15 protein-coding genes are annotated in these 15987 nt (G+C 41.7%); 12 read left to right on the forward strand and 3 right to left on the reverse strand.

From position 1 onward, the window contains the following. Positions 1-56 precede the first annotated feature (56 nt). The 10 genes from GSQ19_RS13675 (at position 57) to GSQ19_RS13720 (ending at position 10792) form a co-directional block, all read left to right on the forward strand. On the forward strand, positions 57-302 hold the full coding sequence (locus tag GSQ19_RS13675; RefSeq protein WP_185479682.1) for an ATP-binding cassette domain-containing protein: 246 nt from the start codon (positions 57-59) through the stop codon (positions 300-302). A 184-nt stretch (positions 303-486) separates the two neighbouring features. Further along, positions 487-987 carry a hypothetical protein gene (locus tag GSQ19_RS13680; protein WP_011318489.1) on the forward strand — a complete coding sequence of 167 codons (501 nt, stop codon included), beginning with the start codon at positions 487-489 and terminating at the stop codon, positions 985-987. 263 nt (positions 988-1250) lie between these two features. Next, positions 1251-1913 (forward strand): tetratricopeptide repeat protein, encoded by a 663-nt coding sequence (locus tag GSQ19_RS13685; protein WP_158647765.1) that lies wholly within the window; start codon positions 1251-1253, stop codon positions 1911-1913. Between the two features lie 47 nt (positions 1914-1960). After that, positions 1961-2167 carry a hypothetical protein gene (locus tag GSQ19_RS13690; RefSeq protein WP_153228376.1) on the forward strand — a complete coding sequence of 69 codons (207 nt, stop codon included), beginning with the start codon at positions 1961-1963 and terminating at the stop codon, positions 2165-2167. Between the two features lie 518 nt (positions 2168-2685). Further along, positions 2686-2970, forward strand: coding sequence for an RNA-binding regulator (gene rbp / locus GSQ19_RS13695; protein ID WP_010998162.1), 285 nt, complete (start codon positions 2686-2688; stop codon positions 2968-2970). Between the two features lie 863 nt (positions 2971-3833). Further along, positions 3834-4883 (forward strand): class 1 fructose-bisphosphatase, encoded by a 1050-nt coding sequence (gene fbp, locus GSQ19_RS13700; protein WP_011318491.1) that lies wholly within the window; start codon positions 3834-3836, stop codon positions 4881-4883. Positions 4884-5089: 206 nt separating this feature from the next. After that, complete coding sequence (gene tal, locus GSQ19_RS13705) at positions 5090-6235, forward strand: transaldolase (protein WP_011318492.1); 1146 nt, start codon at positions 5090-5092, stop codon at positions 6233-6235. Positions 6236-6377: 142 nt separating this feature from the next. Beyond that, entirely contained in the window at positions 6378-7907 is a 1530-nt protein-coding gene (gene zwf / locus GSQ19_RS13710) for a glucose-6-phosphate dehydrogenase (RefSeq protein WP_011318493.1), read from the forward strand. A gap of 157 nt (positions 7908-8064) precedes the next feature. Further along, the gene (gene opcA, locus GSQ19_RS13715; RefSeq protein ID WP_011318494.1) at positions 8065-9441 is read left to right on the forward strand and encodes a glucose-6-phosphate dehydrogenase assembly protein OpcA; all 1377 of its coding nucleotides are present in this window, start codon (positions 8065-8067) and stop codon (positions 9439-9441) included. A 289-nt stretch (positions 9442-9730) separates the two neighbouring features. After that, positions 9731-10792, forward strand: a complete 1062-nt coding sequence (locus tag GSQ19_RS13720; protein ID WP_011318495.1) for an NF038130 family PEP-CTERM protein — start codon at positions 9731-9733, stop codon at positions 10790-10792. A 202-nt stretch (positions 10793-10994) separates the two neighbouring features. On the opposite strand, the gene GSQ19_RS13725 is transcribed toward GSQ19_RS13720, so the two are convergent. From GSQ19_RS13725 to GSQ19_RS13735, 3 genes are all read right to left on the reverse strand, one after another. Continuing rightward, positions 10995-12251 (reverse strand): DUF3086 domain-containing protein, encoded by a 1257-nt coding sequence (locus tag GSQ19_RS13725; RefSeq protein WP_011318496.1) that lies wholly within the window; start codon positions 12249-12251, stop codon positions 10995-10997. 188 nt (positions 12252-12439) lie between these two features. Next, complete coding sequence (locus GSQ19_RS13730; protein ID WP_011318497.1) at positions 12440-12826, reverse strand: DUF3119 family protein; 387 nt, start codon at positions 12824-12826, stop codon at positions 12440-12442. Between the two features lie 124 nt (positions 12827-12950). After that, on the reverse strand, positions 12951-13742 hold the full coding sequence (locus GSQ19_RS13735; RefSeq protein ID WP_011318498.1) for an MlaE family lipid ABC transporter permease subunit: 792 nt from the start codon (positions 13740-13742) through the stop codon (positions 12951-12953). A 390-nt stretch (positions 13743-14132) separates the two neighbouring features. Between GSQ19_RS13735 and GSQ19_RS13740 the strand changes: the two genes are divergently transcribed. Continuing rightward, positions 14133-14429, forward strand: a complete 297-nt coding sequence (locus GSQ19_RS13740; protein WP_041456112.1) for a hypothetical protein — start codon at positions 14133-14135, stop codon at positions 14427-14429. A 661-nt stretch (positions 14430-15090) separates the two neighbouring features. Next, positions 15091-15912 carry a signal peptide peptidase SppA gene (sppA, locus tag GSQ19_RS13745; RefSeq protein WP_011318500.1) on the forward strand — a complete coding sequence of 274 codons (822 nt, stop codon included), beginning with the start codon at positions 15091-15093 and terminating at the stop codon, positions 15910-15912. Positions 15913-15987 lie beyond the last annotated feature (75 nt).

A 15987-nucleotide genomic window follows, 5' to 3' on the forward strand; every position in this document is an offset into this window, starting at 1 on the left:
GTTTGAATAGTGAGGATAATGGAGGGTGGAAATTTAAACGCAGAGGTACGCAGGGTGTGACTATAATTGCAGCATTGCACGATTTGAATTTAGCTGCTAGTTATTGCGATCGCATTTATGTTGTCCATCATGGCACAATCAAAGCAGTAGGAACGCCTCAAAACTTACTGCAACCTAGTTTAATTCGGGAGGTATTTGGTGTAGGTTCAACAGTGGAAATCGACCAAAGTAATGGTAAATTACACATCGGCTTTTTTTTAGATACGAAAATAGAGAGCAAGAGGAATTTTCTTACTTCTTGAATCTTGCTACTTTATCTATATTTTTTTATCAGGTAAGTCTCCTTGTCAATTGGGTTTGAGATGCGTTAACCCTAACAGTAGACATCGTTATAATATTATCAAAATAAAGTAATTTCACGGAAGAATATACTTAAAAAGTATTTTAAGCTTGAGAAATAAAATTGTTTGTTACTTTCACGCAACCATGCTCAAATACTCAAATTTGCTGTTAGCAATCATAGGGATTTTCTGCATATTTAATTACTCAGAAATACAATCTACTCAAGCTCAAGCACCAGCAAAAGCTAAGCTGACTTACAAAGAGAAATTTGATCGACATACCAGTTTTGTAGATGAAAACTGTGTGCGTCCAGAAAAGCGTAGATTCGAGGGTCTAGAATATGAACTGTGCCGGATGGAAGATATTCACACCAGAGTTAGCATGGAAGGGCCAGAGGGGGAAAATGGACCAACTGCTTACTTCTATGGCGGTAAACTATTTGCGTTTAGAGATACTGGTAGTGGTCAAGCCTGGATGTTTCAAGACGGAAAATTAATTGCGGAAGTGGAAGTGGGCTTTGTTGCCCCAGAATACAATAAAATCACAACTCGATTTCCCCCTAAAATCCGTCAGGAATATACTGCTCGATCAATAGAGTCTACCCGAAATATGCTGAAGGTTTTTGGCTCTAATTTTAATCTGTAAAAATAGTTCGTAAAAAGTTTTTAGTATTTAGAAAATGCAACATAATGGTTTCGATTTTATCAACATCAAGTAATTGCAATTGACAATCGATAAATTACGTAAGATTGACCATGCACAAAACACAGTATTCCCTAATCTAGCTACCCAATGCTAGGAATACTCATTTTACATACCATCTCAAATATCAAAATTGTGGAGAAATGATGATACCAAAAACATATAGATTCATCGTACCAAGCTGCTTAGGAATTTCAACCATACTGATGTTACTAAACACAGGTGTAAATCAAAAAGCGATCGCCAATACTTCCTCACAGAATATATCTCCGGTAATCGTTTCCCAGGCTCAAACAACGACTGACCCGTTGGTAGAACTGGGCATTACAAGGCAAGAACTCGAAAAAGCTCTTGCTGAATCCGATGAAGCGATTAAGCTCAATCCTAATGATGTAGATGCTTATTTAGGTCGGGCAATGATTCGTCATTTCTCAAAAGACTACGCAGGTGCAATTTCTGATTACGAGCAAGCTATCAAACTCCGACCACGACCAAAGGACGTTTCTGTATATTCCAATAGCGGCAAAGCTCACGCTGAATTAGGCGACCACAAAAGTGCGATCGCAAAATATAACACAGCCCTCAAAATCGATCCAAATGGAGTTTTTAGTTTATTTATCTACAATGATAGGGGTCTTTCCTATCTGGCTTTAGGGGATACTAAAAGTGCGATCGCAGACTTTAATCAAGCAATTCAACTCGCTCCTGAATCCGCAGACTCCTACTATAATCGAGGTCTTGCTCAACGTCGTTTAGGTCAAAAGCAAGCCGCTATTGCTGATTTTCAAAAAGCAGCAAAATTCTATCAAGCAAATAACAAAACTGAGGAATATAAAAGGACTTTGAAGCAATTAGAAGAGCTTCAGTAAAGAACTGTCCATAACTAGTACCCCAAGACAAAAGTAAAAAGCACAAAGTGGACGGTGTCGGTTTCCGTCACGTCTCACTTTACAAGGAGGAAAAAATATCTCTAGAGCGAAGGATGGGGCGGTGGTTTGGGATTAATATATGTGGCGATCGCACCAATGGTATGACCAAGGAATTCACCGTTCCTTCATATCTGCGGACTGATGCAGCCTTATTTTACCGCAGCGATCGCTCAATTCTTCCACACGCTACTTAATTACAGATGAGATCATATCTGCGTGCTACTACAACAGTAGTGACGGAAAAGTAACATTTAAAACCATTACAGGCCAAACAGGAGGCTACCAAGTTATTAACCCCTGATTATCGCTCTTTTGTGAACTTGGAAGCGATCGCCCCCCACATCACAATTATAAAATCTTCATTACGGAACCAATAGATAAAAATATTTTTTCTCTAACCCTGATTGAATAACCAAATGATAAACGAGGTTTTCCGGCTTTTGTTTCTCATTAATCAAACATATAAGACTTGCTAATTTTATTTGCGAGATATTGTAAAATCTCTCACTTTGAAAATTATCATGATCAGTTATTATATGAGCGTATGCCTTAGTTCAGTCGCAGGGCAGGTTTAGTTGGAGTGAATGCCAGCAACAATTATTGCTGCACAACAACATTTACCCTCTGTAACTAAAAAAGACTATGCAATATTTGCTGAAGACTTTTTTATAGCTGAACTAGCCTCTCTTTGTTAAGAATTACGTGATCCCACATGACTATCTACGTTGGAAATCTCTCATACCGCGCCACCGAAGCAGACTTAAAAGCCGTATTTGCAGACTACGGTGAGGTCAAAAGAGTTGTATTACCTACAGACCGTGAAACCGGTCGGATGCGTGGTTTTGCCTTTGTTGAAATGAATGAAGATGCCCAAGAAGATGCAGCTATCACCGAATTAGATGGCGCAGAATGGATGGGTCGTCAACTGAGAGTCAATAAGGCTAAACCGCGAGAAGATGACCGACGAGGTAGTTGGGGTAAAAAACAAGATTATTAATCAAGAATAGCCACAAACAGAAGCAAAATTTATTCTGTTTGTCAACACACATAAGGCTGATCAGTTACAACGCTTTTAAATTACATACTGACTTGTATGGTTTGTTGACATTTGACGGTTATACCAATTCAATTAATGATTGCAACACATCATTGGGTGAAGACGCGATTTATCGCGTCTCTACGGATGGTTTATTTGTCGCATTCTTTTTTTACATTGATATTAACTGTCAATAACCAACACGAAAAGATGTGCAAGTTAAAGCAAAGGTAGCTTATTCGCTGGAAATATCTCGCACAATGGAATAAAAATTCAATAATAAATCCGACTAGTGGTGATTTCCCCAAAAATTATCCTACTAGCCGGATTTTCTTTACCTCCGGGACTTCCAGGTAAAAAAATATCCAAAATTTAGGGTGCGCTACTTATGAGGAAACTTAGCTGTACCAAGAAATTATTCATACTGACGCACCCTACTAACCGTCAATTTGGCATAATTTATTTTTTGGTGTTCCCTTAAATGATCTACATCTAATGCAAAAGGGTTATAAGAATGAACCTTTCAATTAAAAGTAATTGATGCCCACCTTACAAAACTCGTCGTCATATTGATGCAAGATGTTAACAGTCGTACTTAAGATGCCAATCGAGTAGATAACACAAAATAATAAGTACACTTACTCAGCCTTATGCTTCTACTTGCCGCAACTCTCCCCAGCTTAGCAAGCGTAAAATCTCGATTTCTTTAGTTTATCTAAAATCACATCTAGGTTATCAAATTACCTTTCTAAGATAGAAGCAGCAACTATGTGTTGCCGCGCAAACTTGATCCAACTAACAGCAGTCACAAGAAAGTACATAACATGGCTAAAGCCTCAGAATCCTTGGATTTGTCTGTCAACGAGTCTACAGACAAAGCTCTAGACCGCGACTGTACAACCTTATCCCGTCACGTCCTCCAACAACTCCAAAGTTTTTCCGCAGATGCACAAGATTTAAGTGCGCTGATGAACCGGATTGCTTTAGCTGGTAAATTAGTTGCCCGTCGCCTTAGCCGCGCTGGTTTAATGGAAGGGGTTCTCGGATTTACTGGGGAGGTGAACGTACAAGGGGAATCCGTCAAAAAGATGGATGTCTATGCCAATGACGTGTTTATCTCCGTTTTTAAGCAAAGCGGCTTAGTTTGTCGTCTTGCATCTGAGGAAATGGATGAACCATACTACATTCCCGAAAATTGCCCCGTAGGTCGTTATACCTTACTGTACGACCCCATAGATGGTTCCTCAAACACAGATACCAATCTCAGTTTGGGTTCCATTTTCTCCATCCGTCAACAGGAAGGTGATGATAGTGATGGTCAGGCTAAAGACCTCCTCACCAATGGACGCAAGCAAATTGCGGCGGGTTACATTTTATATGGGCCTAGCACGATGCTAGTTTATACAATGGGTAAGGGAGTTCACTCATTTACCCTTGACCCCAGTTTAGGAGAATTCATCCTCAGTGAAGAAAATATCCGCATTCCCGACCACGGCGCAGTTTACAGCGTGAATGAAGGTAACTTCTGGCAATGGGAAGAATCAATGCGGGAATATATCCGCTATGTTCACCGTACAGAAGGCTACACTGCTCGTTATAGTGGTGCGATGGTGAGTGATATCCATAGAATCTTGGTACAAGGTGGTGTGTTTCTCTACCCAGGGACAGTTCAAAACCCTGAAGGTAAATTACGGTTGTTGTATGAATCTGCTCCCCTAGCCTTTTTAATTCAACAAGCTGGTGGTCGGGCAACTACGGGATTAGTAGATATCTTAGATGTTGTACCGAAAAAACTACATCAACGTACACCTCTGATTATTGGCAGTAAAGAAGACGTAGCCAAGGTTGAATCATTTATTCAGAATGGTCATTAAGAGCCAGGGAGTAGGGAGCAGAGGAATAAATTTTTACTCATAACTCAGCACTCAGCACTTTCTCAGCTAAATGTGAGAGATTATCTCAGCTGGCCGATGTAATAAGTGAGAGACAAAGCAAAAATGCAAAAGTAACCATCAATACTTTGATGTGTTTTGTCGAAGTCACTTAAAACATCTTTTACGGGGTGAAACAAACTGTAGCTATGGCCACCAATCATTTATTGGAGATTAAAAATTACGGTCAAAGTATCTGGATGGATAACTTGAACCGTGACATTATTCAATCGGGTGAACTCAAAAATCTAGTTGAAAATCAAGGGATTTGTGGGATTACCTCTAATCCAGCGATTTTTGAAAAGGCGATCGCCGATAATGTCATTTATGATGCTGATATCGAAGCTGGTGTGCGTGTGGGATTACCCACATACAAAATTTACGAATCCCTAATTTTTGCAGATATCCGTAACGCCTGTGATATCTTACGCCCTGTATATGAAGCCTCGAATAAATTAGACGGTTATGTGAGTATCGAAGTACCACCGACCATTGCCCATGATACACAAGCGACAATTAACGAAGCCCGCCGTTATTATCAAGAAATTGGGCGGGAAAATGTGATGATTAAAATCCCCGGTACTGAAGCCGGGTTACCAGCTGTAGAACAGGTAATAGCTGAGGGCATTAACGTTAACGTTACCCTGCTATTCTCGGTTCAAAGCTATATCAACACAGCTTGGGCATATATTCGGGGTTTAGAAAAACGCCTAGCCGAGGGTAAGGACATCAGCCAAATTGCTTCTGTTGCTAGCTTCTTCCTCAGTCGCATTGATAGCAACATTGACGGAAAAATTGATGCCAAACTAGCCCGTGGCATTGATGATATTAGTTTAGAAGCAAAACTGGTGGCTGTAAAAGGTAAAGTAGCGATCGCCAATGCCAAAATTGCTTATCAAGAATACAAAAAAATTATTGAGAGCGATAGATGGCAAGCCCTAGCAGCCAAAGGGGCAAAAGTGCAAAGATTATTATGGGCTAGCACCAGCACCAAAGACCCCAACTACAGCGATGTCATGTATGTCGATGAGTTAATTGGCCCCGATACCGTCAACACCTTACCACCAGCAACAATTACCGCTTGTGCCGACCATTGTGAAGTCGCTAGCCGTGTAGAAACAGGAGTTGCAGAAGCCTACCAATTGATCGAAAGCCTCAAAGACCCAGACATCAACATCGATATTAATGCCGTGATGGACGAATTGTTAATCGAAGGCATTAACAAATTTGTCCAACCCTTCCAGTCCCTTATGAACTCTTTAGAGGGCAAAGTCAAGCTATTGTCACCAGTATAGGGACTGGGGATTAAGAAGAGGCAGGGGGGCAGGGAGTAGGGAGCAGGGGAGAAAACATTTACCTGATCCCAATCCCCAATCCCCAGTACCCAGTCCCCAGTACCCCACGTCCCAAACCTCCATCTAAAATCCCAAAACTGTTATGGTTAGTCTCCTGGAAAATCCCTTGCGCGTTGGTCTGCAACAACAAGGGATGCCCGAACCCCAAATTATAGTCATCTTTGGCGCTTCTGGTGATCTTACCTGGCGCAAACTCGTCCCCGCACTTTACAAATTGCGCCGGGAACGACGCATTCCCCCAGAAACTACCATTGTTGGTGTAGCCCGTCGGGAATGGAGCCACGAATACTTCCGCGAACAAATGCAAAAAGGCATGGAAGAGGCTCATAGCAGTGTCGAACTTGGAGAACTATGGCAAGATTTCTCTCAAGGTCTGTTCTACTGCCCTGGAGATATAGATAACCCGGAAAGTTATCAAAAACTCAAGAATTTGTTAAGCGAATTAGACGAGAAACGAGGTACACGGGGAAACCGGATGTTTTACCTCTCCGTCGCCCCTAACTTCTTCCCTGAAGCCATCAGGCAACTAGGGGGAGCAGGAATGCTAGACGACCCCTACAAACATCGTCTAGTAATTGAAAAACCCTTTGGTCGAGATTTGGCATCAGCCCAAAGCCTCAATGCAGTTGTGCAGAAGTATTGCAAAGAAAACCAAGTCTACCGCATTGACCACTACTTGGGTAAAGAAACAGTTCAAAACTTGTTGGTATTCCGCTTCGCCAATGCCATTTTTGAACCCTTGTGGAATCGTCACTTTGTTGACCACGTACAAATTACCGTCGCAGAAACCGTAGGCGTGGAAGACCGAGCTGGTTATTACGAAAAAGCCGGTGCACTGCGGGATATGTTGCAGAACCACTTGATGCAGCTTTATTGCCTCACAGCAATGGAAGCACCAAACTCAATGGATGCCGATAGTATCCGTACAGAAAAAGTCAAAGTGTTACAAGCTACCCGTCTAGCTGATGTACACAACCTGTCACGTTCAGCTATACGTGGACAATACAGCGCTGGCTGGATGAAAGGTCAACAAGTTCCTGGGTATCGGACAGAACCAGGAGTTGATCCCAATTCCTCCACACCTACTTATGTAGGTATGAAGTTTTTAGTTGACAACTGGCGTTGGCAAGGTGTTCCTTTTTACCTGCGTACTGGCAAACGGATGCCGAAAAAAGTCAGTGAGATTTCTATCCACTTCCGCGATGTACCTTCTCGGATGTTCCAATCAGCCGCGCAACAAAGAAACGCGAACATTTTAGCCATGCGGATTCAGCCAAACGAAGGTATTTCCTTGCGTTTTGATGTGAAAATGCCAGGAGCAGAATTCCGCACCCGTTCCGTAGATATGGATTTCAGCTATGGTTCCTTTGGGATTGAAGCTACTTCTGACGCTTACGATCGCCTATTCTTAGATTGTATGATGGGCGACCAAACATTATTCACCAGAGCCGACGAAGTAGAAGCAGCTTGGCAAGTAGTCACCCCCGCCCTTTCTGTTTGGGACTTACCCACAGACCCAGCCACCATTCCCCAGTACGAAGCCGGAACCTGGGAACCAGCAGAAGCAGAATTTCTGATTAACCAAGATGGTCGTCGCTGGCGCAGACTTTAATTAGTCATTAGGCATTAGTCATTTGTCATTTGTCCTTGGTCATTAGTCATTAGTCATTAGATTAAGAACAGATGATTACTTGACAACTGACAACTGACAACTGGCAACTAACAACTAACAACTAACAACTGACAATTGACAACTAACCAAATTGACTATGACTTCCCAAGCTCCTACCATTTTCTCACTCCAAGCCCCGAAGGACATTTCGCTGAACGAAATCGAAGCGGAACTTAATCAAATTTGGCAAAGCTACGGCATCACCGGCGAAGATGGCGCATTACCTGCGGCTACTCGTGCTACTACATTTACTCTAGTAGTATATGAACCAGAAGAAACCCAATATCTGTTGGCTTCTTTAGGATTCTACAACGGGCCAATTGATGGCATCTTAGGCCCACAGACAGAAACCGCACTACGACAAGTACAAATCAAGTACGCACTCCCAGAAACCGGCACAGCTACACCGGAAACTCTGGCTAAACTGCGAGAAGAATTTGTCAAACGCCAAGGCAATTCTGCTAATGGTGAGACTAATGGCAGTACTTCCTATAGTTACAGCAGCACCAGCCCCAGAATTGCTGATGAAATCGCCCTCCGTAATCCTTGCCGGATTATTGCCCTGTTTCCCATTGTTGGCGAAGATGAAGGGGTAAAGGCTCAAGTTTCTGCCTACTGCCCAATTCAAAAACAATCTTCCAGTACACTCATCTGCTGTGAGTACATTACTCTCAGTGGTACACCAGCAGCATTGGAAAGAATTGGCGGGATGATTCCCGCATTGTTGATTGGTGGGTTGCCAAAATTCCTCTGGTGGAAGGCTACACCAGACCCCAACAACATTTTATTTAAACGCTTGGCCGCAGTTTGCAACAATGTGATTGTTGATTCTTGCAACTTCAACGAGCCAGAAAGCGATTTACTCAGCCTGCAAAAGTTAGTAGAAACAGGCGTACCTCTAGCTGATTTAAACTGGCGTAGGCTGGCTGCATGGCAAGAGTTGACAGCTGAAGCTTACGATTCTCCCGACCGTCGCGCCGCTTTGGGAGACATTGACCGGGTGACAATTGATTACGAAAAAGGTAACCCAGCCCAAGCATTGTTATTTTTGGGATGGTTAGCGAGTCGTTTGGAATGGCAACCCATTTCCTATCAAAAGGATAGCGGAGACTATGATATTACTCGCATTCACTTTGTTAACCAAGACCAAAAGCGAGTAGAAGCTGAATTGGCAGGGGTTCCAGTTGCGGATGTGGGTGATATTGTGGGCGATTTAATTGCCTTGCGCCTCAGTTCAACCAATCCCCAAGCCAATTGCGGTACAGTCATCTGCTCAGAAACTGGCGGTTGTATGCGGATGGAAACCCACGGTGGCGCTCAAGCCGCAGGTCTATTTCAACAAGTGAGTTCCTTATCGGAACAAAAGGCAGAAGCTTTACTCAGTCAACAGGTACAACGCTGGGGACGTGAGTCACTGTTTGAAGAAAGTTTGGCTTTAATTGGGCAAGTATTTCAGTTAGGCATTAAGAATTAAGCCTGACTAAAAACAAGGAAGATTTCAACACTCTACATCTAGAGTTTGTATGGCTGAATTAAACCCCGGTTTCTTCAAAAAAACCGGGGTTTTGAGTTGAAAATTTATTTGCGTATAAACACTAAATACTGTCAGTAGAAACGCCATTTTTCTTAAGCCAAAAAGCATCATATGTTCACTTCTGTTTTACCTAATAAAAACGGATGAAAATTACAATGGCTGATGAAAGGGTTAATTTGTGGTAACTCAATAGATTCTTGACGCAATATCAAAAATTCAAAAGATATTTATGACCTTAACTATCAAAAAGTTATTAGTTGGTGCAACAGCAGCAGCAAGCATGACTGCAATTACTACCACTCCATCTTTTGCTGGCAATCTCGCTAAACCTACTGATATTCAATTCACTACCAACGGTGTTAATAACACGGATGCAAATAAACCTAATATCAATACCTGGACTTATGGTGCTGCACAATCTGATAACACTGGTATTGGTGGTGTGAACCGAAGAGTTTTAAATGATTTTACAAATAAAGGCAACATCAATAAAGCGATCGCTGCTTTGACAGATAACGATAGTACTACTAACGTCGAACTATTTACAGATGGTGAAGTGGTCAAAGACCATGTGGGCTTCACTGCTAATTTGGGCAAGAATACTCTCAAGGTAGAAAGTGTCACCAAAGATGATTGGGCTGACGGTACATTAGCAACAGCGTGGTTAAAAGGCTTTGGCAATGCTTATGGTGGATTAATGTCCCGTATTCCCACAACTGCTAATTCTAATCTGCTCCAAGATTTTAATAGTAACTTTGATTCTTTAATTACTGCTCTCAAAACTACAGGCTTTAACTCGGCTGGCGATGCGAATATCGGGGATATTACTTTAAATCAAAAAACTGGTGAGTTGAAAGTTGATTTGGTTGGACACTTGGATGTATCGGGAAGATATGTAGATACCCGAAGAACAGTTAACAATCGTAATAACTCAAATTATCTACAATCATCACCTGATCGAGCTCGCAACTCTACAGGAAACGCAATCTTTGACGCGATGTTGTTTAATTTAGCCAAAACAGCATTTCTCACAAATACACCATTTCAAATTAGTGAAATTGCCAAAATCACTTTTAATGATAAGGTAGATTACGCCTTTGGCTTTAGTGCGATTGATTCTGGGGCAATTGCAGGCGATCGCAATAAGACCAATGATAAAACATCCCACACTGGTATCTATTCTTGGAGCCAAACTTACGCAGTTGTACCCGAACCTTCTGGATTATTTGGGTTATTTACTGTTGGTAGTTTAATAATTGCTTCACGAAGCAAGTGCAGGAAAAACGCATAGGTTTTAGAATTCAAGTTTCTGCTATGGCTGGGGACTGGGTAAAAAGTCTTTTTGTGTCTAGGTTGTATCATCTATTGATGTCTTAACACTACTGGCGACAGCTATAACTCTAAGAAGTTGATTTTGTCAACTTCTCACACACTGAATTAAATGAACCCCGGTTTTCTTAAGAAAACCGGGGTTTTAAATTTAAGCTGGGTTGTTAAAAATCATCCTCAGTATTTCTCATGAGTTTCGGGTCGGGAGCAAAAGCTAACCATAGAGGAAATTGTAATAATGCCAAACTAATTTGCTCCTCGGAATCATCAATGAGAATCAAAGGTAACTGATTTGCTTTCACGAAACGGTCTGCTTTCTGGGCTAAAGCATCTGGCGCTTCAAATAATACAACACCTCTATCTGGGCCAAAATCTGGGCGACCGATGCCGAGACAGTCTTGTAAACCTCGCCGCCATTCACCTAGACGTTCTGGCGTATTAGCTAAAACTAGAGTACGGACGCGATCGCCATATAATTTATGTAATATCGAAATTGCTGCCGAAGCAATCAAAATATTCTGCAAACGGCTACCCATCGTCCGCAAAGCACCCCGTCCCCCTTGGTTGAAAAACCAGTTGGCGACTCGTTCGGCGTGGACTGGTTCAAAGGTGCGTCTCAGTTGCCAAGCCGGGCCGTAATAATCAGGTTTGTTACGATACTGATCAATTAGGCGGCGAATTTGTTTGGTCGTGTCTTGAAACTGCTGTTGAGCAAACTGTGGTGTCCCTGCTTGAGGTTCGGCGGGTTTAGTTTCTTTGACTGGTGCTTTTTCTCTTTCAACAACGGCTGGGACTAATTGCAGTTGTTCGGCTGAAGCTGCCAAATCTTGTAAACTACCTGCTAGATAGTCTTTAAAACCTTGTACCCGGATTGCCAAGTCTTGAGATGCACCTGCAAAAGTAGTTCGCATCTCATTGCGGATGCGCTCTTGGCGGCGTTCTAGCTGTTCTACAGAAATTTGCAGTGCTTGTTTGCGCTGTTCTAGTTGTGCTAGCGACTCTTGCACAATTCTTCCCAGTGCGGTTTGAGTTTCGCTTACTTGCCCTTGCAGGATTTTGTAAGCAGCTTGCAGATTAGCTATTTCTTCTGTGAGTGCAGCTTCAGTACGTTGTAGTTCCGCGATGCGTTGTTCTGCTTCTGTGTATAAGGGATTATTTGGTAATTCTGAACCCAATAATGTAGTTTCTGTTTCTAACTGCTGAACCAAATCATCCGTTGATTCCGCCGTTAAATTGTCTGTAGAATTTGCCAATTCTTCATTAGAGACTGATAGCGGCTCAACCAAAAGAGTTTGCCCTTCGATGTCCAGAACTGACTCTTCAGATGAGTTTTCTGGATTTTCCAGCTTAGGGTTTTCTTGTTGTATTTGCTCCAACCACTCATCAATCGGTTCTGGAGTTTGAGATTCGTCAGGGTTCATAAACTACAGTGCAATTCCTAAGATGCAAATAATATAGCTTTCAAAAATATACTGTTGAGTTGCCCGAAAATTTCTAATTTCCCAGTTTAACTTGAAATTGGGACGGTTGAAGGTTGACAGTTGACCGTTGACTGTACGAGTAAAAATTCTTACTCCTGCCCCTTATCTTACTCAACTGCCATATCTTTCTAAATACGGGGACAACGCTCTTCTAAACAAGCTTTGAGGGTTTTGGGGTCAAATAAAATCGGCAAAAAGTGAATGCTGCTAATTTCTTTAAAGTAAAACAATATGGGAAATCTATCCCAAAAAATTCGCCAGTTTTGCCATTCTCGGAAGGGGAAGCGACGAATTAGTTTCTCACCTCTGTAGAGGTCAAAGTCCGTGGCGGTAAACTGCACACGCAAGCTGACTGTTTGGAATAAAAGAAATAAACCCAAAAAGGCAAACACAATTCCCACCCAAGGTTGTACCAACAGTAGTGGAATAGCCGAAATTACCAACACTACAGGGATATTGTAACTAGGTTTAAGTTCCACCGTTGCTGTGGAGTTAGGTGCAGTTGAACTGGTCACAGTTTCTCATCCTGGTTTAGTAGACACTTCTCTTATTTTAGGAGTTTAGTCAATAGTCATTGGTCATCAGGGGAGACGTTGTGTACGTCTGTACATTAGTTTTCCCCCTGCCCACGCCCTATCCTTATAACCCTTGCTGGAATGCACCACCAGTTCCTTGAAACATTACCCAGGACAAGAAAAAGTTGCTCACGAAGATAATTAATAAGGCCGTAACAACAGCAGTTGTAGTTGATTGTCCTACTCCTTTAGCTCCGCCTGTGGTTGTCAAACCCCAACTACAGCCAATAATGGCGATTAACACACCAAAGCAGCACGCCTTAATCATGGCGCTACAAATATCCCAGACTTCCAGCAGGTTACGGGCGGAATCTAAAAATACTGTGTCGGAGATTCCATACATATTTGTGGCGATGATTAGTCCCCCCAAAATTCCTGTGACTAAGGACAAGAGGGTTAAAATTGGCAGCATGAGAAAACAAGCCAGCAGACGGGGTATGACTAAATAGTCAATTGGGTCAGTTTTTAACATCAACATGGCATCGATTTGTTCTGTTACCCGCATTGTGCCAATTTCTGCGGCAAAGGCAGAACCCACACGTCCTGCTAATATCACGGCTGTGAGTACTGGTGATAATTCCCGCGTCAATGCTACTGCTAATACTCCGCCGACAAGATTACCTGCGCCAAAATTAATGAACTCCCGTGCTACCTGAATGGTAAACACTGCACCTACGAAAACTGCTGTTAATAGGGCAATAAATAACGAATCTGGCCCTACGGCTGCCATTTGTTCTCTGGTGTTGCGCCAGTGGATTTTACCCCTCAAGAGGTGAACTATAGCTTGTCCACCCAGAAATATTGCCGCCAGCAATCGCTGACTCCATGTTCCTAAGCTGGATTTGGATGTGGTCATTAGTTATTAGTCATTTCCATCATTGGAGACGTTACACTACAACGTCTGTACATAGTCCATAGTCAACAGTCAATAGTCCATAGTCAACAGTTATCTTGTGGGAAATATTAACTTTGCTTAATGATTTTCTCAGGAAATATAGCTTTGCATGAACACGTTACACATCGCTATACATGGATATTTTGCAGTATAAACTCTATTTAATCAGGCTTTTTTCGCTTTTTATCTTGTTTTACGGTCTTACGCACTGGTGTAACAAGTAACTAATTAATTTAATGAAAACTTAAGATTTTTGACAACTTGTCTGTTGGGAAGCGATCGCACGTATTGTAGAAAGAGGACACATAGTTGCTCGGCTATTGTTCACTTTAGTCTCGGAGTTTGTCTGAAATGACTATTTTTACAAATTTTCTCCGTTCTCTGGTGCTGACGATTATTTTTAGCTTTGTCGCTCCCTTATGTTTAATCGGTGGTGTGCTACTTTTTCTATCTTTAGGTGGCTATGTTCCCCTTGTGGGAGGCTTAACTACGGCGATCGCTGACGGAATCTTTAATTTCCTGATCATTTTCGGTAGTGGCTCTGCTCTACACGGGATTTTAGTTATTGGTCTGACTTGTAGTTTTGTTGGCGCACTGTTCGATACTTACGTTTACTACCGATATCAAATTTTAAGGTTAGATTCCTAAGTCATCAAAACTCAATACTGATAGTTTCCAGGTTATGAAGGTGAATTTAACTGTTACTTCCACACCTACTAGAAATATTGTAAATTTTAAATTTAACAAATATTAATAATAAATTATTTAATAGCTAAACTTATAGTAACGTTTGAATTCAAGAATGTACAAGCGAAATCAAGCAAGCTTATCCTGATAGCAAAGAAACTGTAACTCATCTCTACCGCAACATCTGATGATTTACGGCGCTTCTGACTTAGGTGAAATACACTTTGTCATGAAAGAGAGTCGATATTAGAGTGTTCTTGATCAACAAAAACTACTATCTTAATTAATAATTAAATGCTGAGCAATTAGGCTTAGAGATAGTTCAATCTTGCTTGCTCTAATTTAATCTGCATAAAGGTACAGATTTTAGATGAGATTAATTAAGTATCAATAATCTAAGTAGAATTTATAGGTTTTTTAACTGGAATTATGAGACTGACTGTGACTGAAATCTAAACCCTGTGGAATTAACAATAGCAAAGAAACAAGCACACAAAACTTAAAAAATTCATTAAAATTCGTAAGGGTCTCATGGCTGCTTGTTTTTTTTGACAAATCAGAGTTAGGACATCTGACCACTAGACAATTTATATTTAGATCATTACGAGGTTTCTATTTGCTCATGGTTTGGCCTTTTAAGTCAAAGTTTCGTAAACAAATCGCTCGCATTGAAATCACAGGTGCGATCGCCAGTGGGACGCGCAAAAGAGTGCTAGAAGCTTTAAAAACTGTTGAAGAAAAAAAGTTTCCCGCATTACTGCTACGCATTGACAGCCCCGGCGGTACAGTCGGAGACTCCCAAGAAATCTACAGCGCCTTAAAGCGGTTACGGGAAAAAATCAAAATTGTTGCTAGTTTTGGTAATATCTCTGCTTCTGGTGGTGTTTACATCGGGATGGGAGCAGAACACATCATGGCTAACCCTGGAACAATCACAGGTAGCATCGGTGTAATTTTGCGTGGGAACAACCTAGAACGCTTGTTAGACAAAGTTGGTGTATCTTTCAAGGTAATTAAATCTGGGCCTTACAAAGATATCTTGTCATTTGACCGCGAACTAACTGAACCAGAACAAGACATATTGCAGGAGTTGATTGACACAAGTTACCAGCAGTTTGTCCAAACAGTAGCCGAGGGTAGGTCTTTAGCCGTAGAGAAAGTTAAAAGTTTTGCTGATGGACGGATTTTTACTGGACAGCAAGCTTTAGAATTAGGAGTAGTAGACCGCTTGGGAACCGAAGAAGAAGCCCGTCGCTGGACAGCAGAATTAGTCGGTCTTGATCCTGAGAAGACACCTTGCTATACCCTAGAAGAACGAAAACCCCTATTAAGTAGAGTTTTACCAGGGAGCCGTAAGGGTTACTCAAGGCTAGGTGCAAGTATAGATTGGCTAGAGTTTGAAATGTCTACCAGTGGTTTACCACTGTGGTTATATAGACCTTAAATTGTCGATAGTCAGTAGTCATTAGTCATTGGCAAAAGTAAGAAGTGACAACTGACAACTGACAACTAACAACTA

The organism is Trichormus variabilis 0441 (genome assembly GCF_009856605.1).
Classification (GTDB): Bacteria; Cyanobacteriota; Cyanobacteriia; order Cyanobacteriales; family Nostocaceae; genus Trichormus; species Trichormus variabilis.

Excerpts from the sequence above, each read along its gene's own strand:
- opcA (WP_011318494.1), top strand. The coding sequence starts at position 8,065 with ATGACTTCCCAAGCTCCTACCATTTTCTCACTCCAAGCCCCGAAGGAC.
- sppA (WP_011318500.1), top strand. The coding sequence starts at position 15,091 with ATGGTTTGGCCTTTTAAGTCAAAGTTTCGTAAACAAATCGCTCGCATT.
- fbp (WP_011318491.1), top strand. The coding sequence starts at position 3,834 with ATGGCTAAAGCCTCAGAATCCTTGGATTTGTCTGTCAACGAGTCTACA.
- rbp (WP_010998162.1), top strand. The coding sequence starts at position 2,686 with ATGACTATCTACGTTGGAAATCTCTCATACCGCGCCACCGAAGCAGAC.
- GSQ19_RS13725 (WP_011318496.1), bottom strand. The coding sequence starts at position 12,251 with ATGAACCCTGACGAATCTCAAACTCCAGAACCGATTGATGAGTGGTTG.
- GSQ19_RS13740 (WP_041456112.1), top strand. The coding sequence starts at position 14,133 with ATGACTATTTTTACAAATTTTCTCCGTTCTCTGGTGCTGACGATTATT.
- GSQ19_RS13680 (WP_011318489.1), top strand. The coding sequence starts at position 487 with ATGCTCAAATACTCAAATTTGCTGTTAGCAATCATAGGGATTTTCTGC.
- GSQ19_RS13685 (WP_158647765.1), top strand. The coding sequence starts at position 1,251 with ATGTTACTAAACACAGGTGTAAATCAAAAAGCGATCGCCAATACTTCC.
- tal (WP_011318492.1), top strand. The coding sequence starts at position 5,090 with ATGGCCACCAATCATTTATTGGAGATTAAAAATTACGGTCAAAGTATC.
- zwf (WP_011318493.1), top strand. The coding sequence starts at position 6,378 with ATGGTTAGTCTCCTGGAAAATCCCTTGCGCGTTGGTCTGCAACAACAA.
- GSQ19_RS13720 (WP_011318495.1), top strand. The coding sequence starts at position 9,731 with ATGACCTTAACTATCAAAAAGTTATTAGTTGGTGCAACAGCAGCAGCA.
- GSQ19_RS13735 (WP_011318498.1), bottom strand. The coding sequence starts at position 13,742 with ATGACCACATCCAAATCCAGCTTAGGAACATGGAGTCAGCGATTGCTG.